This window comes from Klebsiella sp. 64 (genome assembly GCF_018223915.1).
Taxonomy (GTDB): Bacteria; Pseudomonadota; Gammaproteobacteria; order Enterobacterales; family Enterobacteriaceae; genus Klebsiella; species Klebsiella pneumoniae.
The window spans coordinates 138,770-158,570 of the sequence record NZ_JAGRQZ010000014.1 but is presented as its reverse complement, the minus strand read 5'-3'; the positions used below and the strand labels follow the sequence as shown (position 1 = coordinate 158,570).

The following is a 19,801-nucleotide window of genomic DNA, read 5'->3' as shown; positions in this document are numbered from 1 at the left end:
CATGACCCAGGCTATCGGAATTTTAGAACTGACCAGCATCGCCAGGGGGATGGAGCTGGGTGACGTCATGCTGAAAAGCGCGAACGTACAGCTCCTGCTCTGCAGAACCCTTTGCCCCGGGAAATTCCTGCTGATGCTCGGCGGCGACGTCGGCGCCGTGCAGCAGGCAATCGCCGCCGGCACCGCGCGCGCTGGGGAGATGCTGGTGGACAGCCTGGTGCTGGCCAACATTCACCCCAGCGTACTACCGGCGATCAGCGGTCTCAACGTGGTCGGGCAGCGGCAGGCGGCGGGGATCGTCGAAACCTGGAGCGTGGCGGCGTGCATCAGCGCCGCCGACCGCGCGGTGAAAGCGGCCAACGTCACCCTGGTGCGGGTCCATATGGCGTTTGGTATCGGCGGCAAATGCTACATGGTGGTGGCGGGTGATATCGCCGATGTCGACAACGCCGTCACGGTGGCCAGCGACAGCGCAGGCGAGAAAGGATTACTGGTTCACCGGGCAGTGATCCCGCGACCGCACGATGCGCTGTGGCAACAGCTGATGGAGGGATAATGGAACCGCAAACCCCTACCGAACGCATGATCCAGGAGTATGTCCCGGGCAAACAGGTTACTCTGGCGCATCTCATTGCCAATCCTGGCAAAGATCTGTTCAAAAAGCTGGGTCTGCCGGACGCGGTCTCCGCCATCGGCATTCTTACCATTACCCCCAGTGAAGCATCGATTATCGCCTGCGACATCGCTACCAAGTCCGGCGCGGTGGAGATCGGTTTTCTCGATCGCTTCACCGGCGCGGTGGTGTTGACCGGCGATGTCTCCGCCGTGGAGTACGCGCTCAGGCAGGTCACCCGCACCCTCGGTGAGCTGATGCGCTTCACCGCTTGCCCAATTACCCGGACCTGAGCCCATGAAACGCCTGATGCTAATCGGACCCAGCCAGTGCGGCAAAACCTCGCTGACCCAGGTATTGCGTGGCGAAACCCTGCGCTATCAGAAAACCCAGGCCATCGTCTGGACGCCGGCCGCCATCGATACCCCCGGGGAATATCTGGAAAACCGCTGCCTGTACAGTGCACTGCTCACCAGCGCCTGCGAGGCCGATGTCATCGCGCTGGTACTAAATGCCGATGCGCCCTGGTCACCTTTTTCTCCGGGGTTTACCGCCCCGATGAACCGCCCGGTCATCGGGGTGATCACCAAAGCCGATTTGGCCGCCCCGCCCCGTCTGCAACAGGTCCGGACATGGCTCGAGGCGGCGGGCGCCGGACATATCTTTATCACCAGCGCGTTAACCGGCGACGGGCTTGATGACCTGTTCGCCTGCCTGAATGCAGAGGAATATCAATGACCTATAAAATCATGGCGATTAACGCCGGCAGCTCATCCCTGAAGTTTCAGCTGCTTAACATGCCGCAGGGGGCGTTGCTCTGTCAGGGGTTGATCGAACGTATCGGCCTGCCCGAGGCCCGCTTCACGCTGAAAACGTCGGCACAGAAATGGCAGGAGACGCTGCCCATCGCCGATCACCATGAGGCAGTGACCCTGCTGCTGGAGGCGCTGACCGGCCGCGGGATCCTGAGCAGCCTGCAGGAGATCGACGGCGTTGGCCACCGCGTCGCCCACGGCGGCGAACGCTTCAAAGACGCCGCGCTGGTCTGCGACGATACCCTGCGGGAGATCGAGCGCCTGGCGGAGCTGGCGCCGTTGCATAACCCGGTCAATGCGCTGGGCATACGTCTCTTTCGCCAGCTGTTACCCGCGGTACCGGCGGTGGCGGTTTTTGATACCGCCTTTCACCAGACCCTGGCGCCGGAGGCCTGGCTCTATCCCCTCCCCTGGCGCTATTACGCCGAGCTGGGCATTCGCCGCTACGGTTTTCACGGTACCAGCCATCACTATGTCAGCAGCGCGCTGGCGGAAAAGCTGGGCGTACCGCTGAGCGCCCTGCGGGTAGTAAGCTGCCATCTGGGCAATGGCTGTAGCGTCTGCGCCATCAAAGGCGGGCAATCGGTGAATACCTCAATGGGCTTTACCCCGCAGTCCGGGGTGATGATGGGCACCCGCAGCGGCGATATCGACCCGTCGATACTTCCCTGGCTGGTGGAGAAAGAAGGGAAATCCGCCCAGCAGCTCAACCAGCTGCTGAATAATGAATCCGGGCTGCTGGGCGTCTCCGGTGTGTCATCTGATTACCGCGACGTCGAACAGGCAGCTGACGCCGGCAACGAACGGGCGGCTCTGGCGCTGTCGCTGTTTGCCGAACGCATTCGCGCGACTATCGGCAGCTATATCATGCAGATGGGAGGTCTGGACGCGCTGATCTTTACCGGCGGCATAGGCGAGAATTCCGCCCGGGCGCGGGCGACGATCTGCCGCAATTTGCATTTTCTCGGCCTCGCGCTGGACGACGAGAAAAACCACCGGAGCGCGACCTTTATTCAGGCGGATAATGCGCTGGTCAAAGTGGCGGTGATCAACACCAATGAAGAGCTAATGATTGCCCGCGACGTCATGCGTCTTGCATTGCCGCAGGCGCGCGAGCTGGCGGTGTCGGCATAAACGACGCGCCTCCTCTTGCGGAGAATCATGGTAACCGGCGGGTCGCCATGCCACTATGCGCTCTGGCGAAGGTAAGCGGAAAGGTGAAAACGTGGCTGTTGCACAATGTCCCGCCTCGTGCGGAGAACTTATCCAGGGCTGGATCCTCGGCAGCGAAAAGCTGGTCTCCTGTCCGGTGGACTGGTACAGCACCGTCGAGGTCGAGACCGGGGTACCGCGAAAAGACGAGCGGCCGCTGTCGCGGGCGATGGTCGACCAGCTGCTGGCCCACTGGGGCTACCCCCCAGCGCTGAGCCAGCAGATCCGCATCACCCTGCACTCAACGATCCCGGTGGCCAAAGGGATGGCCAGCAGCACCGCCGATATCGCTGCCACCGCCGTCGCCACCGCCCATCATCTGGGCCATCTACTGGATGAGCCGACGCTGGCGCGCCTGTGCGTCGCGCTGGAGCCTACCGACAGCACCCTGTTTCGCCAGCTGACGCTGTTCGACCATAATACCGCCGCCACGCAAATCGCCTGTCCCCCTCCGCCGGCGCTCGACCTGTTAGTGCTGGAGAGCCCGCTGACGCTGCGCACCACCGACTATCACCAGCTGCCGCGCGAGCCGGGCCTGTTGGCAAACGCCTCCCGGCTGCAGCTGGCGTGGGAGAAAGTACAGCAGGCCTGCCACTGCGGCAACCCGCAGCTGCTGGGCGAAGCAGCGACCATCAGCGCCATTGCCAGCCAGCAGCTGTTGCCTAAGCCGGGGTTTGACGCGCTGCTGGACCTGGTGGAAAGCGCAGGGCTCTATGGTCTCAACGTGGCGCACAGCGGCAGCGTCGTCGGCCTGCTACTGGACCGCCGTCGGCATGACGTCGAATTTCTGCAATGGCGGCTGGCAGAGAGCGATATCGCCGCCCACTGGCCGCAGCAGCATCTGTTGGCAATGGTGCCCGGGGGCGTCATCCTGCAGTAGGCCTCAGGCCAGCACCCGGCGCAACGCCGCCAGCAGCTGGTCGTTTTCCTCGGCGCTGCGGATCGCCACCCGGAAATAGCGGCTATCCAGCCCCGGGTAGTTGGCGCAGCTGCGGATCAGCACATGCTGGCGCAGCAGGGCATATTGCAGGTCAAAATCGGCTCTGTCGCAGCGCAAGAACAGGTAGTTAGCACGCCCGGGCCACACGGTCAGCCCGGCCATCTCCTGCAGCTGCGCATAGAAACGCGCTCCCTCCTCCTGCAGCCACTGCCAGGTGGCCCGCTGATACGCCCGATCCTGGAGAATAATTTCCCCGGCCAGGGCGGCATAGGCGTTGATGGACCACGGCATTTGTCGCGCGCGCAGTCGGGCCACCGCCTGGGCATCAGCGTTCAGCAGGTAGCCGAGACGCAGCCCCGGAATGGCATAAAATTTGGTCAGCGATCGCAAAACCCAGACGTGCGGATGCTGCGCCAGCAGAGGAATAAACCCCGGCTGGTCGGGGATAAAGTCGAGGAAGGCCTCATCGAGGATCAGGCTGATGTTCAGCGCCCGGCAGCGCTGCGCAATGGCTTCCAGCAGGCCCCGCTCCGGCAGCAGGCCGGTGGGGTTGTTCGGGGTGCAGAGAAACAGGCAGTCCAGCGCCGGAGTCAGGGCATCGAGGATCGCGTCGGTCAGCTGCCAGCCATCGCGCTCCCGCAGGGCATACTCCACCACCTCGCAGTCCACCGTCTGCAGCGCCCGCCGGTACTCCGCAAAACCGGGAATGACGATCATCGCCCGCCGCGGCTTAAGGCCGTGGACGAGGGTGAAGATCGATTCAGTTTCGCCGTTGCCGGCGAGGATATGCGCCGCCGGCAACTGATGGTGGGCAGCCAGCACCTGATGCAGCTGTTGATACTCGACGTCAGGGTAGCGTTCGGCGCAGCCTGGGTTGTCAACGATCGCCTGCCTGAGCGAGGCAGGCATCCCCAGCGGATTGATGTTGGCGCTAAAATCCAGCAGCTCGCCGGGGGCTATGCCCAGTAGGGCGGCGGCCTCGCGGATATTGCCGCCATGGGCGCTTTTCAGTAAGGCCATGTCCCTTTCCTGTGTGGTTATCCGCGGCGGGCCAGCGTCGCGCCGTCGGCGAAGTAGGCTTTAATCCCGGCGAGGATCGACTCGGCCACCTCCTGCTGGAATTTGGCCGTTTTCAGTTTCCGCTCTTCTTCCACGTTACTGATAAACGCCGTCTCCACCAGAATGGAGGGGATATCAGGCGCCTTCAGTACCGCAAAGCCCGCCTGCTCTACCCGATTCTTGTGCAAATTATTGATATTGCCCATTTTCTCCAGCACTGCCTTTCCGAATTTGAGGCTGTCGGCGATGGTGAGGGACTGCACCATATCGAACATGGTGTGGTCGACATAGCGGTCGCCGCTCTTGCTGACCCCACCGATCAGATCCGAGGCGTTCTGCGTCTGGGCGAGATATTTTGCCGCGGTACTGGTGGCCCCCTTGGTGGAGAGGGCAAACACCGAAGAGCCGCTGGGCTGGCGGCTGGTAAAGGCATCGGCGTGAATCGACACGAACAGGTCGGCGCGCTGCTTCTGCGCCTTGGCGACACGCACTTTCAACGGGATGAACACGTCTTCGTTGCGGGTCATATAGGCCTTCATATTGCCTTCTTTGTCGATCAGCGCCCGCAGGCGACGGGCAATCTGCAGCACCACGTCTTTTTCGCGGGTGCGATACTTTCCCACGGCGCCGGAGTCTTCGCCGCCGTGTCCGGGATCGAGCATGATGACAATCGGCCGGTCGCGCCCGGCTTTGCCCGGCTGCGGCCCGCTTTGCGCCGGCGGCACCTGCCGCTCCAGATCGCCTTTGTTGTAATCCTCGAGCAGCGCCAGCAGCGGATCCTGAACATCGGTAGCGTTGGCGGGGTAGAGATCCATCACCAGACGCTCTTTAAAGCCGGCCACCGGCGCGAGGGCAAACAGCTGCGGCTTAACGTTCTGCTTGAGTTCGAAGACCATGCGCACGGTTTGCGGATCAAACTGGCCCACCCGGGCGGACTTAATAAAGGGATCGTCAGCGCGGATCTGGCCCCCCATGCCCTTCAGTACCGAGTTCAGGTTAACCCCCTCCAGATCGACCACTACCCGTTCCGGATTACTGAGGGCAAACTGCCGGTATTTCAGCACATGATTCGATTCCACCGTGACGCGGGTGTAGGTCGATGCTGGCCAGACGCGAACAGCGACCACCCGCGCGGCGGCGGCCAGCCCAACAGGGCTCACGCTCATTAACCACATGGCGCCCGCCCCCTGCAATAAACGGCGACGGCTTAATCCAGAGTTGTTTCCCGACATGCCACTCCCAAGCAATAAAAACGCATTTATACCCAAAACAAACAGATTGACCAGAAACTTTAACGAAAGGCATATAACCTGTCATCTATAAAAGGGTAAACATTCATTGACACCCTGCGCCGGGTCACATGTTTTTCGCGGCTTAGCCTCAAATTGGGGCTTGCGTTTAACGGCAAAACAGAATAAAAATACAATAATTACGAATAATCATGCATTGAGGGTTTGTCATGGTGAAGGAACGTCGCACTGAACTGGTAGAAGGATTCCGCCATTCTGTTCCCTATATTAATGCCCATCGGGGAAAAACGTTTGTCATCATGCTGGGCGGCGAAGCCATTGAGCATGAAAATTTCTCAAATATTGTCAATGACATAGGATTATTGCATAGCCTGGGCATTCGCCTGGTGGTGGTCTATGGCGCCCGCCCGCAGATTGACGCTAACCTCGCCGAGCACCATCACGAGCCGGTCTATCACAAGCAGACGCGAGTGACTGACGCCAAAACGCTGGAGCTGGTTAAGCAGGCGGCGGGGATGCTGCAGCTGGAGATCACCGCCCGTCTGTCGATGAGCCTCAACAACACCCCGCTGCAGGGGGCCCATATCAACGTTGTCAGCGGCAACTTTATCATTGCCCAGCCGCTGGGCGTCGATGACGGCGTCGATTATTGCCACAGCGGACGCATTCGCCGCATTGACGAAGAGGCGATTCATCGTCAGCTCGACAGCGGCGCCATTGTCCTGATGGGGCCGGTCGCGGTGTCGGTCACCGGCGAGAGCTTTAACCTGACTTCGGAAGAGATCGCTACCCAGCTGGCCATCAAGCTGAAGGCGGAGAAAATGATCGGCTTCTGTTCGTCGCAAGGGGTTTACAACCAGGCCGGGGAAATTGTCTCCGAACTGTTCCCTAATGAGGCGCAAGCCCGCGTCGAAGAGCTGGAAGCAGACGAAGACTATAACTCCGGCACCGTGCGCTTCCTGCGCGGGGCGGTGAAGGCCTGCCGCAGCGGCGTACGGCGCTGCCACCTGATCAGCTATCAGGAAAATGGCGCGCTGCTGCAGGAGCTGTTTTCACGCGACGGCATCGGCACCCAGATCGTCATGGAGAGCGCGGAGCAGATCCGTCGGGCGACCATCAATGATATCGGCGGTATTCTTGAGCTGATAAGCCCGCTCGAGCAGCAGGGCATTCTGGTACGCCGTTCCCGCGAACAGCTGGAGATGGAGATCGACAAATTCACCATTATTCAGCGCGATAACACCACCATCGCCTGCGCCGCCCTCTATCCTTTCCCGGAAGAGAAGATCGGCGAAATGGCCTGCGTGGCGGTGCATCCGGATTACCGGAGCTCGTCGCGGGGAGAGGTGCTGCTGGAGCGTATTGCCGCTCAGGCCAGGCAGATGGGACTGAGCAAGCTGTTCGTGTTAACCACCCGCAGCATCCACTGGTTCCAGGAGCGCGGCTTCACGCCGGTGGATATCGACCTGCTGCCGGAGAGTAAAAAGCAGATGTATAACTATCAGCGCCGGTCGAAGGTGCTGATGGCCGACCTCGCTTAAGCCCTTCTCCTCTCTATCTAACGGCCCGGGATAGCGCGACGCTTATCGCTTTATCCCCGGCCGGTCTCCCACCCCTCTTCCCGCCAGCCTGGCGTACGCACGCGGGCGAAATTCCTGGTTTCCGCGCAGGCCATTTCTTTCTCGCTGGCTCACCGATATGCTATTGGCTGTCGACAGGACGTCGACTGGCGCCGCGGCCGCCACCCGCCCTGTAAGGATCGCTTAAAGAATGGAACCCAAACCGAACTGGCTGGTCAGACATATTAATCTCATCACCACCGCGGTCGCCCTCTATCCGTGGTTGCTGATGATACTGCTCCTCTGGGATAACCAGCGCCATCATCAGCATGGCTATGCCGCGCTCGGCGCCGCCATCGCGATATTATTTCTGCTGGCCCTGACGTCCGGCATGAATCTTCTCATCTCCTCGCTGGTGATTTTTTGTGCCCGCTGTTCCACCCCACCGCTGACCGGCGGCGCAGCAGTCCGCTTTTTCACCATGAACTCGATCTCGGCGCTCTGGCTTATCCCTCTGTTCTTCAGTTACTGATTTTTCCGCCAGCCCGGGCAACGGCTGCAGCATTTTCCATCGCCCGGACCCGGCGTCTCAGGGGGCTTCGCGCCCGGCGAAAATCTCCGCCAGGCCGCTGCGCCGTTCGGTGCGCGTCACAATGGCCTGGGAGAGCACCTGCTCGTCGGCATAGAGCGACAACCGCCGTTTCGCGCGGGTGATCGCCGTGTAGACCAGTTCGCGGGTCACCAGCGGGACGCTGCGCGCCGGCAGGATCAGCGCCGCGTGTTCGAACTCCGAGCCCTGCGATTTATGCACGGTCATCGCCCAGGCGGTATCATGCTCCGGCAGACGGCTCGGCTGCACCGACTTGATGGCGCCGTCGGGCATCAGGAACCACACCCGCAGCTCGCCGTTGCGCTCCAGGGCGATGCCGATATCGCCGTTAAACAGCCCCAGCGCGCTGTCGTTGCGCGATATCATGATCGGTCGGCCATCATACCAGCGAGAGTGGCGCGGCAGGGCGATCGCCCGCTGGCGGTTGAGCCGCTGCTCCAGCCGCTCATTGACGCCGCTCACGCCGTACGGCCCCTCGCGCAGCGCGCACAGCAGCTGGAATTCGCTGAAAGCGGCCAGCATGGCCTGCGGTTCGGCCCGCTCGCGGCGCAGCTGCAGGTAGCGCTCATAGCCCTGCTGAGCCGCGCCGAGCATGGCTTCGTACTCTTCGGTCGTGCTGAGGGGATGAAGCGCGATATCGTCAAACGGCTGGCGCAGCGTGGCCTTCACCTCCGCGCGCGCGCCAGCGTTCACCGCCCGCGCCAGGCTCCCGATGCCGGAGTGACTGCCGAAGCGATAGCTCTTTTGCAGCAGGCACAAACTGTCTCTCAGCGCGCCCGCGATAGCCCCCTCGCCCGCCGGCACCGGCGAACCGGTCAGCCGGGTCAGCTCCTGCGCCCGCGCGGCGGTATAGCCCGAACTCGCCCAGGCGCAGATATCCCCCAGCACCGCCCCCGCTTCTACGGAGGCCAGCTGGTCGCGATCGCCGAGGAAAATCACCCGCCCGTGGGCCGGCAGCGCGTCGATAAGCCGCGACATCATCGGCAGGTCGATCATCGAGGCTTCATCCACCACCAGCACGTCCAGATGCAGCGGGTTGCCGGCGTGATAGCGCATCCGCTGGCTGCCTGGCTGGGCGCCCAGCAGACGATGCAGCGTGCTGGCCTCGGTGGGAATCAACGCTTTCTGCGCGTCGGTCAGCGGCAATTTTCTCAGCGCCGCGCCCAGCGATTCGGTCAGACGCGCCGCCGCTTTCCCGGTTGGCGCCGCCAGGCGAATACGACAGCGCGGGCTGTCTTCGATCTGGATCAGCGCCGCCAGAAGCTTCGCCACGGTGGTGGTCTTCCCGGTCCCGGGACCGCCGGAGATCACTGAGATGCGGCGGGTCAGCGCCACCGCCGCGGCCACTTTTTGCCAGTCGGTTTCGCCGGTGGCAGGGAACAGGGCATTCAGGGTTGACGCCAGCCGGGCCTCATCCATCTCCAGCACCCGGTTGGCTTCATTGAAGAAGCGGGCGACGGTCAGCTCGTTGCGCCACATCCGGTTGAGATAGAGCCGGTCGCCGCACAAAATCATCGGCGCCGGAGCATCGCCGCAGCTCACCGCCGACGAAGCGAGCAGCAGTGCGGGCCAGTCCTCCGGCGCGCCGGCTTCGGCCAGCAGCCGATCGCGGATCTCCCCGGCTTTACCGCTCAGCGCCTCGTCGCCGCTCAACCGCGAGAGCGGCAGACAGACGTGCCCCTCGCCGGCATCCCGGCTCAGCAAGGCCGCCGCCAGCTTGACCGCCGGCGGGTCGTTTTGCGCCACCATCAGGGCAAACTGGACGTCCAGCGGCCGCAGCAGACGCTGCTCCACCGCCGCCAGCAGTAGTTGTTCGAAAGTCATGAGGCCTCCTCCTGAGTTTCTCCGGCAAAAAGCTGATCCAGACCGTCAATCAGCGGTCGCACCGGCCGGGTGGTGAAGATCCCCTGCCCCCCCTCCTGCCCGTCCATGCCGCGCAGGAAAAGATAAATCACGCCGCCGAAGTGGCGGTCATAGTCATAATCGGCCAGCCGGTGGCGCAGATAGCGGTGCAGCGCCAGGCTATACAGCTGATACTGTAGATCGTAGCGGTGGGCACGCATCGCCTGCTCCATCGCCGGCCGGGTGTAGGCCTCGCGATCTTCCCCCAGCCAGTTGGATTTGTAATCCAGCAGGTAATAACGGCCTTCGTGACGGAAGACCAGATCGATAAAGCCCTTCAGCATGCCGCGCACCTGGCGGAAATCCAGCGGCGGCGTGTCGGCAGAGAGGGGATCGTACTGGCGGATAAGCGCGTCAAGGCGCTCCGCCGTCAGCAGCTGGGCGATGGGCAGGTAAAATGCCATCTCCACCTGTTTATCCCGCGCCGCAAGCTGATTGAGCGCGATATCCGGCCCCGGCAGGCGGGTCTTCAGCACGCCCCCCAGCCAGTCGGTCAGCACCGGCGCCCACTGCGCGTCAAACCCGCTCAGCTGCAGCTTCTCCGCCATCCACCCTTCCGGCACCGGCTGGGTGAAGTCCAGCTCCTCAAACAGGCTGTGCAGGAAGGTCCCCGGCGCGGCGCCGCGCGGGAACTGGTGCGGAGTCAGCTGCGGCTCTTCCACGACTTCGCCGACGCCGGCGGCATCAACATCCAGACGCGGCAGCAAATCCTGCCCGCCGCTGAAACCATGCTGCTGCAGTCCGGAGTAACTGGTCACCCGCCAGTCGTCGGCGATGCGGCGCTGCAGCTCGCGCGCCGACAATCGCGGGATGGTCGCCGCGGGCGCCTGCCACGGGGTGAGATCCAGTTCGCCCGGAATCTGTAATGCAATATCGCCATGACAGAAGTCCGCCAGCCGCGCAGCCAGCCCAGCGGCGTCCATGGCTTCGCCCGCCTGCAGCAGCCGCCCCAGCGCGCTGAGGTGGAAATCGCTGTTGCCGGATTTCCGGCTGCTGAGCGGCGCCACGCCGAGGCTGCAGTGCCAGACCGCGCGGGTCAGGGCCACGTACAGCAGGCGCAGATCTTCCGCCAGTCGTTCCGCCTCCGCCAGCTCGAGGCTGGCCTCATCCTGGCCCAAATCCAGCACCGCCGCGAACGTCTCGCGATCGTGGTAAAACGCCTGGTCCTGTTTACGAAACCGGGCGATAAACGGCAGCCAGACCAGGGGGTATTCCAGCCCTTTTGACTTGTGAATGGTGACAATTTGCACCAGGTGCTTATCGCTTTCGAGACGCATCTGCTGGCTGGCGGCGTTGCTGTCCGGCTCGGCGATATGCTGCGCCAGCCAGCGCACCAGGGCATGCTCGCTTTCCAGCTGGCTGGCCGCCTCCTGCAGCAGTTCGCTGATGTGCAGAATGTCGGTTAAACGCCGCTCGCCGCCGCGGGTCGCCAGCAGGTTCTCGGCGATATGCCGGGCCGTCATCAGCGCCCGCAGCATCGGCATCACTCCGCGCTGCCGCCAAATCTGGCGGTATTCGCTGAACTCTTCCACCAGCGCGTCCCACGCCTGCTCGTCCTGGTTCAGGTTTTCAATATCCAGCGCGGTCAGGCCAAACATCGACGTCGCCAGCGCGCTGCGCAGGGTATTTTCCCGCTCCGGGGCCAGCACCGCCTGCAATAGCCAGAGCAGCTCCTGGGCCTCAAGCGTCTCAAAAACGCTGTCGCGGTTAGAGAGGTAGACCGAGGGAATGCCCAGCGTCTGCAGCGCTTCACGCACCTGCGCCGCCTCCAGCCGGTTGCGCACCAGCACGGTAATATCCGAAGCCTGTACCGGGCGCGAGGTTTCCCCGCGCCACAGCAGCGCGCGCCCCCGCTGACCGGCGCTCAGCCAGTCGCGGATCTGCGTGGCGCAGAGCTGCGCCATAAAGGTCTGATAATCGCCAGACCCGACAGTGTCGCCGGGCATCAGCCAGACGTTCATCGCCGGTACGTCCGCCGCGTCAACGGTAAAGCGCAGCCCCTTGTTCTTCGCCGCCGCCTTCACCGGCAGGAACGGGATCTCGTGGAACATGAAGGGGTTATCGCTGAGGCTGAACAGCCGATTGACGCTGCCCACCATGCCCGGCGAGGAGCGCCAGTTGGTATCGAGGGTGTAGTGCGCGGCAACGTCGCCGCGCGCTTTCATATAGGTAAAGATATCGGCGCCGCGAAAGGCGTAGATGGCCTGCTTCGGATCGCCGATCAGCAGCAGAGCCGTCTCCGGCTGCCGGCGCCAGATGCGGCGAAAAATCCGGTACTGCTGAGGGTCGGTGTCCTGAAATTCATCGATCATCGCCACCGGAAAACGCTGGCGAATGGCGCTGGCCAGCGTCTCGCCGCTGTCGCCGCGCAGCGCCTCGTCAAGCCGGCTGAGCATATCGTCAAACCCCAGCTCGCCGCGGCGGCGCTTTTCGCGGGCGACCGCATCGCGGATCTCGACCATCGCTCTCGCCAGCACCAGATCGGTGAGCGTCAGCGAGGAGGCCAGCAACGACTCTACGGCGCTAAACAGGGGATGCACCGGCGGTTCGCCACCGGCTTTGGTGCGCTCGAGCAGAAACGACTGGGCAAATTTCTCCAGCGCGTCAGGCAGCTGGTAGCTTAACGTCTCTTCCTGCGCCCAGGCGTTCACTTTCTCCATCCACTTGCCCTGGTTGCCGCGATTAAACTTCCGCCGGTCAAGGCCGGAATTTTCCAGCACGCCTTCGATCTCGCCCACCTGCTCGCGCCACTGCTGCTTGAGCGAGTCAATGCGGGCGATGATCTGCTGATGGCGTTCGGCCAGCGTCTCGTTAGGGGCTGGCGGCGACTTAAGCTGCGGCGCTTCGCCCTGCAGCCAGCGGTCAAGGGACTTCAGCAGATCGCGCGGCCCTTTCCAGACGTCGTGGATCACCGCCGCGATATCGCGGGTCAGGGGATAGCAGTGGCGGCGCCAGAAATCGGCGCAGGCCTGATAGCGCAGGCGGGATTCATCCTCGATCAGCTGTTGCTCGAACAGCATGCCCGACTCGAAGGCGTTAAGGCTCAGCATCCGTTGGCAAAAGCCGTGGATGGTGAATACCGCCGCCTCGTCCATCTGCCGTTCAGCCAGCAGCAGCGTCTTCGCGGCGTCGTCTTTATCGGCGATCTCCGCCAACAACGCGCTGTAGAGCGGATTGTCGGATTCGCCGCGCAGGCAGGCGATGCGCAGTTCGTGGATGTTGCTGCGGATACGGCCGCGCAGCTCTTCGGTCGCCGCCTCGGTAAAGGTCACCACCAGCAGTTCTTCAACGCTGATGGCGCGGGGATAGGCGGCCTCACCGCCCAGCCCCAACAGCAGCCGCAGATACAGCGCGGCGATGGTAAAGGTTTTTCCGGTGCCCGCAGAGGCTTCTATCAGGCGCTCGCCGATCAGGGGCAAGCGCAGGGGATCCAAAGACTCAGCGGTGTCGGTCATTCATTCTCTCGCATCAGGGGTAAGGATTGCTGCAATGCGCTGACGTTTTCCCACACTTTGCCGCCTTTCGGCTGGGCATAGTCCGCTTTGCCATTCTGGCTACCGGAAATCTGGGACAAGATCGTCATGCCCTGCGGATCCACCACCGTCTGATGGAAGAAGTCGGCAAGTTTTTGCGGCGTCAGCAGTTTAATCTGAGCCACTACTTTATCACGTGAATCGAAACGCATATTACCGCGATCGAAATCTTTGCTCAGTTTCGAGGCTTCATCGCCCAGCGTCTGCGGCGCCTGCAGCATCTGGCTTATCACCGCCTGCTGGAGCTGAGCAAACTCTTCCGGCTTCATCGCCCGCAGCTTCGCCTCCGCGGTGGGGAAGAAGGCCTGGAACCGCTGCCAGAGGAAGGCCGGCTGCTTATCGCTACTCTGCAGCAGGAAGCCCATGCCCCACTGGCGCCCCACGTTCATCGGGAAGGCAAAGACCGCGTAGCCGAGCTGCTCTTCAGTACGCAGCTGGTTGTAGAACCACGGCTGAATGATCTGCCCCAGCAGGGTGCTGGCGGCGGTGCTGCTGAACTCATCCACGTTGGGCGGCGCAAACACCGCGGCCAGCGCGGAGTCGGTGCTATTGCCCGCTTTGTTGAAGATCGCCAGCTGCTGCCGGTTCACCACCACGTCTTTATTACGGCACCATTCGTTGCCGTCGGCGCCCAGCTGCTGCTGGATCTGGCGGGCCAGGGTCGTGGCGGCATCGGCGGTCATATTGCCGATCACCATCAGTTCAGGACGCCCCCTGGTTTTCAGGTTGGCGCGGTAGTCGAGCACCTCTTTAAGGGTAATGGAGGGCAGCAGCGCCCGGCGCACTTCGCGCTGGAAGTACGGCACCTGCGAGACCATCTGGATCGGCATTATCGCCTGATCGTAGGCTTTGCCTTTCTCGGCGGAATCCATCATCTGCGCATACCAGGATTTGGCCTGCTCCAGCTGCTCCTCAGTCGGCGTATAGCTGAAGTATCCCTGCAGCAGATCGCTGAACAGCGCCGGAAGATGCTGGGTATAGCCGTTGGCATTGACCATTAATCCGTTATTAGCGCCGGTAGAGAACGAAATGCCGCCGACCGCCGCCTGGTTACTGAGCTGGTCGAGGGCGATGCCGGCGAGATAATCGTTGAGGGCAAACATCACCTGCCGGCGAGCGCTGTCCATCGCCTGGGGATTACGCAGCACCAGGGAGATGTCCGCCTTCGGCTCGCTGGCAAAATACTGGCTCGGGGCATACACCACCCGCAGCGTCGGTTCATCAAGGATCAGCTGCGGATGCGGCCAGGCTTTATCGCTTTTGATAAGGGTGAAGTCATCCGGAATATAGGGGTTGAGCGCCGGCAGCTGCAGCTGGATGGCCTGCGATTTGTGCTGCCAGTCAGCGAACGTCTGCTCGCTAATCTTATCCACCTGATACGGCGCATCGACAAAGTAGGCCGTCTTGTTATGCGGCTCCTGGGGGCTGATATACCAGATGCGGGCGTTCTGCGGGGTCATCATCGCCAGCCGGTCTTTGATCGCCTGCGGGTCGTACTGGTCGGCAATATTCACCACGTCCAGCGCATGCTCGACCGGCACCCGGATCATGGTGTCCGCCAGCCATTCCACGTAGTCCATGTCGCGGTTGATCGACGGATAGCGGAAATCGAGCGCCAGCACATGCGCCAGTTCGTCGAAATAGCGTTTGTCGATGCCCTGAGTACGCAGGAGGTCGAGGTAGCTGAAAATGGCCGCCGTCACTTCATCGCGGTGCGCCAGGCCTTTGTCGGTGAGGGTGGCTGAGATCGCCAGTACGCCGCTGTTGCCGTTTACCACCGGATCGGAATCGGCGCGGATACCTTCCGCCAGGCCCTGTTTTTGCAACCAGTCAGAGAGCGTGCCCGGGCTGCGGTTGCCGATAAGATAGGTGACCAGCTCATCGGTTTTGCTGCGGAAGCGATCGCTGTTGTTGTCGATGCGAAACTCGACGCGCAGCACTTTACGCGGCATCGCCGGCACATAGTGAATAATGATGCCTTTTTGCGCATCCGTGACCACCGGGACGGTAATTTCCGGCCTGCTGATCTGACGATTCGGCACGCGGCCAAAGGTGTCCGCAGCCATGCGCGCCAGCGCCGGCAACGGCTTGTTGCTGTAGATCACCGCTTTCATCAGATTGGCGGAGTACCAGCTATCGCGGAAGGTGTGCAGCGCATCAAGCACCGGGCTGCCGGGCTTATCGCTGAGCGTCTCGAGGTTGCCACCGGAGAAGTGGGCCGCCGGGTGAGCCGGGTTGATGGTCTCCGCGCTGACCTGGGCCATGCGCATCCCGTCTCGCGTCCGGGCCATCGTCAGCTCGGCGTTGACCGCGTTACGTTCGCGGTCGGCATATTTTTTATCCAGCAGCGGCGCGGCGATGGCGTCGGCCAGGCGATCTACGGCCCCGTCCAGCGCATCATTTTCCACTTCAAGATAAAACGCGGTGCGGTAGGGCGCGGTACTGGCGTTATGACTGCCGCCGTGCAGCTTAAGAAACTCTGCAAGGCTGTCAGGCTGGGGATATTTTTGCGACCCCATCAGCGTCATATGTTCCAGAAAATGCGCCAGCCCCTGATGATCTGCCGGATCCTGCAGGGATCCCACCGGCACCACCAGCGCCGACAGCGATTTCACCGCCTGCGGATCGGAAACCAGCAGCACGACCATGTCGTTATCAAGGCGGATCGCCTGATACTGACGCGTATCTTTTTCGCTTTTGCGGATCGTCTCCTGAATCGGCTGCCATCCGGTGTCGGCCTGACTAAACGGCGCCCAGAGGGCGGCCAGCACAACAAAAACCTTGAACCATAAACTGCGGGGCATTCACGAACCTCATCATTAACAAACTTGCGCTGCACAGCGTGCAGCCTTTTATGTCCATCAGTCCGTGATACGTTGCGCATATTAAATGAACCGCCATTCAGTGCGCAATTTTTATACTATTTAAATTTGTGTGGACCGATGGTAACGATATAGCGGTAACAGATAACGCTGCGTCTGGGCAATGATTTCTTCGTAATGCGCCGGCTCCAGCGAACGCCACAGGCGTTGATACCAGATATCGGCGCCCTCCCCGCTGACCACCATGTTCCCTTCGTAGGTCTGCAGGAATTTGCTCCGCGCTTTCTGCAGCGTCTCTTCGTCCATTAAGATGACATCCTTTTCGGCGTCGTAACAGGCTTTCAGCCAGGCGCCACCGCTTTCCGGCAGCAGCAGCAGCGGCTGCGACATCCCCAGCAAATAGCCATCCACCAGCTCGTTAAGGTACGCCTGCGCCTCGGCGGGCGCCAGCGCCGGAAAACGCCACTCTCCCTCTTTCCGCACAAACAGCCGGCTCTCGCCGGTGCCGCCGCTGGCGCAGTAGACAAGGTGTTCCAGCCAAAGTTGCATCCCCTGGGAGACGCTCAGCAGCGAAGGCCGCCAGCGCAGCAGACCGTCCGGCTGCACCTGCTGCAGCCAGCCGGTCAGGTTCACGCCGCCGCACTGCAGATCGATCTCCATGCTCTGCGCCTGCTGGCGCTCGGCCATCACCCGCTCGGCCAGCGCCTGCATCTCCAGGCGCTGCGTCTCCCAGACCAGCTCGCCAAAGGCGCCATACGGCAGCTCGCCGGCGGCGCGAAAGCGGCGGAACATAGCCGAGACGTCCTGCTCCTCAATAAGCGTATTGAGCAGTTGCTGATTCAGTTGATAACGGCTCAGCCCTTCAAGAGTGAACGGCTCGTCGTCTGGAATATCGTCCTCTTCCGCGCGGAAATTGACCCGCAAACGCTGCTGAAAGAACGCGCGTACCGGGTGCTGCCAGAAGCGCAGGAGCTGATCGAACGGCAGGCTGTCAATCGGCGGCGCGGTGAGCGGCTGTATAAAATCGCTATGCGCCTCTCCCTGCTGGCCGGCGGCCGCCAGCCATTCACGAGCGTAGCTCTTGTTCTCGTCTTCCTGGAAATTGGCTACGTCGAACGGCATGCGCGTATGCAGATGGGTGATGTGGGCTTTAACCCGCGCTTCGCTGGCGTCGCAGTCAAGCTCTTCGTCACCGGCGAGACAGTGGCTCTGGCCGATATAATCCACCAGCTCCTGCACCAGCACCGAAGGAAAACGCTCGCTGTTGTCCTGGATCGAACGGCCGATATAGCTGATATACAGCGTCTGCTCGGCGGACATCAGCGCTTCGAGGAACAGATAGCGGTCATCATCGCGCCGGCTGCGGTCGCCGCGCTGCGGCTTCTGGCTCATTAAATCAAAGCCCAGCGGCGGTAGCGTGCGCGGATAAACCCCGTCATTCATCCCCAGCAGGCACACCACCTTAAAGGGGATCGAACGCATCGGCATCAGGGTACAGATATTGACCGGGCCGGCAAGAAAGCGCTGGCTGATCCGCTGCTGATCGAGGCGCTGGGCCAGCTCATCGCGCAGCAGCGTCAGCGGCACCTGCTCGCCATACTGCGCCTCCAGACCGCTATCAATAACCGCCAGCCACTGCTGCTCAATCAGCGCCAGCGCCGCTTCGGTCTCACTGTCCGGCAGGAAAAAGTCATTCAGCAGATCGCGACAGACCGGCAGCCACTCCGCCAGCGGCCGCTGCTGGGTCAGGCCGCGTCGCCACAGATTAAGCTGCATCAGCAGCGACGCGAGGTTGCCCACCAGCTCGGCGATCAAACCGCTGGATTCGTCATACGGCAGCACCGACTGCCATTCTCCCTCGCGGCTGTCCATCGCGTAGCCCAACAGCATGCGGGTGAGGCCGAACCGCCAGGTATGCTGCCCGGTCGCCGGCAGGTCCAGCTCACGGACGTTGTCGTCATCCATTCCCCAGCGGACGCCGGACTCGTTCACCCACTGGCGCAGATAGCGCAGCCCTTCTTCCGTGATATTAAAGCGCGCCGCCAGCACCGGGACGTCCAGCAGCGCCAGCACATCTTCACTGGCGAAGCGGCTGTCCGGCAGCGAGAGCAGCGTGATAAACGCCTGCAGCACCGGGTGCGACTCTCGGGCGCGACGGTCGGAGATCGCCCACGGCAGCCAGCGATCGCCGCTGGCGGCGCCAAACACCGCCTGTATATAGGGGCTGTAGCTGTCGATATCCGCCACCATGACGATGATATCCCGCGGCGTGAGCGTCGGATCCGCCTCCAGCATCGCCAGTAGCCTATCGTGCAGAACCTCCACTTCGCGCTGCGGACTGTGGCAGACGTGAATGCTCAGACTGCGGTCATCCAGCGCAAGCGGACGTTTGTCGCGACTGTGGGCGAATGCCTCTGCGCTCTGCCCGGCCACCGCCGCGTTGCGTAGTTCAAGGATATCCGATTGCAGGTTATGCAACAGGTTATCGGGGGCGATGTCGACAAAAGCGTCCAGCTCCTCATAGCGCTCCAGCCCCGCCAGCAGGTAGATATAGTCGCGCCCCAGTTTCCCCCAGGAGGCGAGCAACGGGTTGCCGACATCCTGTTCCCCGGCGTCATTAAACAACCCCGGCGCCTGCTCGGTGTCGCGAAACAGAGGTAGCGCGCGCGCCTCGCGGTGATGGCGCCGCTGACGCGACAGCAGCTTCGCCAGAAACGCCGGATCCTTAATGTCTCCCCAGTAGTAGCGGCAGGGGTTGGTAAACAAGACATAGACATCGACATGCTTACCCAGCGCCTGCAGCGCCTGAAGATAGACCGGCGGCAGCGCGGAAATCCCGCAGATGAAGACGCGCGACGGCAGCCCGGCGGGCGGTTCGTCCGCTTTTTCCAGGGTACTGATAAAGCGCTGGTAGAGATTGGCGCGGTGCCACTGCGGCTGCCCCAGCTCGGCGGTGTAGCTCACCAGCGCCTGCCACAGCGGCGCCTGCCACTGCTGGGCATCGCCGAGACCTTCCACCCGCTGGCCGGCCTCCCAGCGCATCAGCCACTCCGGGCGATAGACGAGGTACTGGTCATAGAGGTCCGCCACCCGGGCGGCCAGCTGAAACAGCTTGCGCTTGTCGCCGTCATCACTCAGATACTGGCGCAGCAGGATAAAATCGTCTTCCTCCAGGTGCTGCGGCAGGAGGGTCATCAGCTTCCAGCTCATGCTCTGCTTGCTGAAGGCGCTTTCGCCCGGAATATCTTTCAGGACGCGCACGAACATATCCCAGATAAAGCTCGCCGGCAGCGGGAACTCGATATTGGCGGCAATCCCGAAGCGCGCGGCCAGGGTCATCTGCAGCCACTGCGCCATGCCGGTACTCTGCACCAGCACCATTTCGGCCTGAAAAGGGTCATCCAGCCGCTGGCGCTCGACGATAAACTCCATCAACGCCTCGAGAACATCCAGCCGGTTTGAGTGGTATACCCTTAACATAATTGC

13 protein-coding genes are annotated in these 19,801 nt (G+C 62.2%); 7 read left to right on the top strand and 6 right to left on the bottom strand.

The annotated features are described in order from the left end of the window. Position 1: 1 nt before the first annotated feature. The 5 genes from pduT (at position 2) to KHQ23_RS11925 (ending at position 3,520) form a co-directional block, all read left to right on the top strand. Entirely contained in the window at positions 2-556 is a 555-nt protein-coding gene (gene pduT, locus KHQ23_RS11945) for a propanediol utilization microcompartment protein PduT (protein WP_004151971.1), read from the top strand. Further along, positions 556-906, top strand: a complete 351-nt coding sequence (gene pduU, locus KHQ23_RS11940; protein ID WP_002915850.1) for a propanediol utilization microcompartment protein PduU — start codon at positions 556-558, stop codon at positions 904-906. Before pduT ends, pduU begins: the two co-directional genes overlap by 1 nt. Positions 907-910: 4 nt before the next feature. After that, entirely contained in the window at positions 911-1,351 is a 441-nt protein-coding gene (gene pduV, locus KHQ23_RS11935) for a propanediol utilization protein PduV (protein ID WP_004185483.1), read from the top strand. Next, positions 1,348-2,562, top strand: a complete 1,215-nt coding sequence (locus tag KHQ23_RS11930; RefSeq protein WP_009308564.1) for an acetate/propionate family kinase — start codon at positions 1,348-1,350, stop codon at positions 2,560-2,562. The genes pduV and KHQ23_RS11930 overlap by 4 nt, the downstream gene beginning before the upstream one ends. A gap of 91 nt (positions 2,563-2,653) precedes the next feature. Further along, complete coding sequence (locus KHQ23_RS11925) at positions 2,654-3,520, top strand: L-threonine kinase (RefSeq protein ID WP_020317261.1); 867 nt, start codon at positions 2,654-2,656, stop codon at positions 3,518-3,520. Between the two features lie 3 nt (positions 3,521-3,523). On the opposite strand, the gene cobD is transcribed toward KHQ23_RS11925, so the two are convergent. Both cobD and amiC read right to left on the bottom strand, forming a co-directional pair. Continuing rightward, complete coding sequence (gene cobD / locus KHQ23_RS11920; RefSeq protein ID WP_032435009.1) at positions 3,524-4,600, bottom strand: threonine-phosphate decarboxylase CobD; 1,077 nt, start codon at positions 4,598-4,600, stop codon at positions 3,524-3,526. A 17-nt stretch (positions 4,601-4,617) separates the two neighbouring features. Then, positions 4,618-5,871, bottom strand: coding sequence for an N-acetylmuramoyl-L-alanine amidase AmiC (gene amiC / locus KHQ23_RS11915; protein ID WP_004174538.1), 1,254 nt, complete (start codon positions 5,869-5,871; stop codon positions 4,618-4,620). Positions 5,872-6,098: 227 nt separating this feature from the next. On the opposite strand from amiC, the gene argA reads away from it, so the two are divergent. Further along, entirely contained in the window at positions 6,099-7,430 is a 1,332-nt protein-coding gene (gene argA, locus KHQ23_RS11910; RefSeq protein WP_004149616.1) for an amino-acid N-acetyltransferase, read from the top strand. A 229-nt stretch (positions 7,431-7,659) separates the two neighbouring features. Next, positions 7,660-7,980, top strand: coding sequence for a hypothetical protein (locus KHQ23_RS11905; protein ID WP_021465743.1), 321 nt, complete (start codon positions 7,660-7,662; stop codon positions 7,978-7,980). A gap of 57 nt (positions 7,981-8,037) precedes the next feature. Here KHQ23_RS11905 and recD read toward each other — a convergent pair whose 3' ends face one another. The 4 genes from recD to recC form a co-directional block, all read right to left on the bottom strand. Next, entirely contained in the window at positions 8,038-9,882 is a 1,845-nt protein-coding gene (gene recD / locus KHQ23_RS11900; RefSeq protein WP_004149617.1) for an exodeoxyribonuclease V subunit alpha, read from the bottom strand. Beyond that, positions 9,879-13,415, bottom strand: coding sequence for an exodeoxyribonuclease V subunit beta (gene recB / locus KHQ23_RS11895; protein WP_004151968.1), 3,537 nt, complete (start codon positions 13,413-13,415; stop codon positions 9,879-9,881). Before recB ends, recD begins: the two co-directional genes overlap by 4 nt. Beyond that, positions 13,412-16,297 (bottom strand): pitrilysin, encoded by a 2,886-nt coding sequence (ptrA, locus tag KHQ23_RS11890; protein WP_004181181.1) that lies wholly within the window; start codon positions 16,295-16,297, stop codon positions 13,412-13,414. The genes recB and ptrA overlap by 4 nt, the downstream gene beginning before the upstream one ends. Positions 16,298-16,417: 120 nt before the next feature. Continuing rightward, positions 16,418-19,795 (bottom strand): exodeoxyribonuclease V subunit gamma, encoded by a 3,378-nt coding sequence (gene recC, locus KHQ23_RS11885; protein ID WP_032435012.1) that lies wholly within the window; start codon positions 19,793-19,795, stop codon positions 16,418-16,420. Between the last annotated feature and the right edge of the window lie 6 nt (positions 19,796-19,801).

Bases quoted from the DNA above. Each gene is read 5' to 3' on its own strand.
- argA (WP_004149616.1), top strand. From the start codon at position 6,099: ATGGTGAAGGAACGTCGCACTGAACTGGTAGAAGGATTCCGCCATTCT.
- KHQ23_RS11905 (WP_021465743.1), top strand. From the start codon at position 7,660: ATGGAACCCAAACCGAACTGGCTGGTCAGACATATTAATCTCATCACC.
- ptrA (WP_004181181.1), bottom strand. From the start codon at position 16,297: ATGCCCCGCAGTTTATGGTTCAAGGTTTTTGTTGTGCTGGCCGCCCTC.
- pduV (WP_004185483.1), top strand. From the start codon at position 911: ATGAAACGCCTGATGCTAATCGGACCCAGCCAGTGCGGCAAAACCTCG.
- KHQ23_RS11930 (WP_009308564.1), top strand. From the start codon at position 1,348: ATGACCTATAAAATCATGGCGATTAACGCCGGCAGCTCATCCCTGAAG.
- recC (WP_032435012.1), bottom strand. From the start codon at position 19,795: ATGTTAAGGGTATACCACTCAAACCGGCTGGATGTTCTCGAGGCGTTG.
- pduT (WP_004151971.1), top strand. From the start codon at position 2: ATGACCCAGGCTATCGGAATTTTAGAACTGACCAGCATCGCCAGGGGG.
- recB (WP_004151968.1), bottom strand. From the start codon at position 13,415: ATGACCGACACCGCTGAGTCTTTGGATCCCCTGCGCTTGCCCCTGATC.
- amiC (WP_004174538.1), bottom strand. From the start codon at position 5,871: ATGTCGGGAAACAACTCTGGATTAAGCCGTCGCCGTTTATTGCAGGGG.
- recD (WP_004149617.1), bottom strand. From the start codon at position 9,882: ATGACTTTCGAACAACTACTGCTGGCGGCGGTGGAGCAGCGTCTGCTG.
- cobD (WP_032435009.1), bottom strand. From the start codon at position 4,600: ATGGCCTTACTGAAAAGCGCCCATGGCGGCAATATCCGCGAGGCCGCC.
- pduU (WP_002915850.1), top strand. From the start codon at position 556: ATGGAACCGCAAACCCCTACCGAACGCATGATCCAGGAGTATGTCCCG.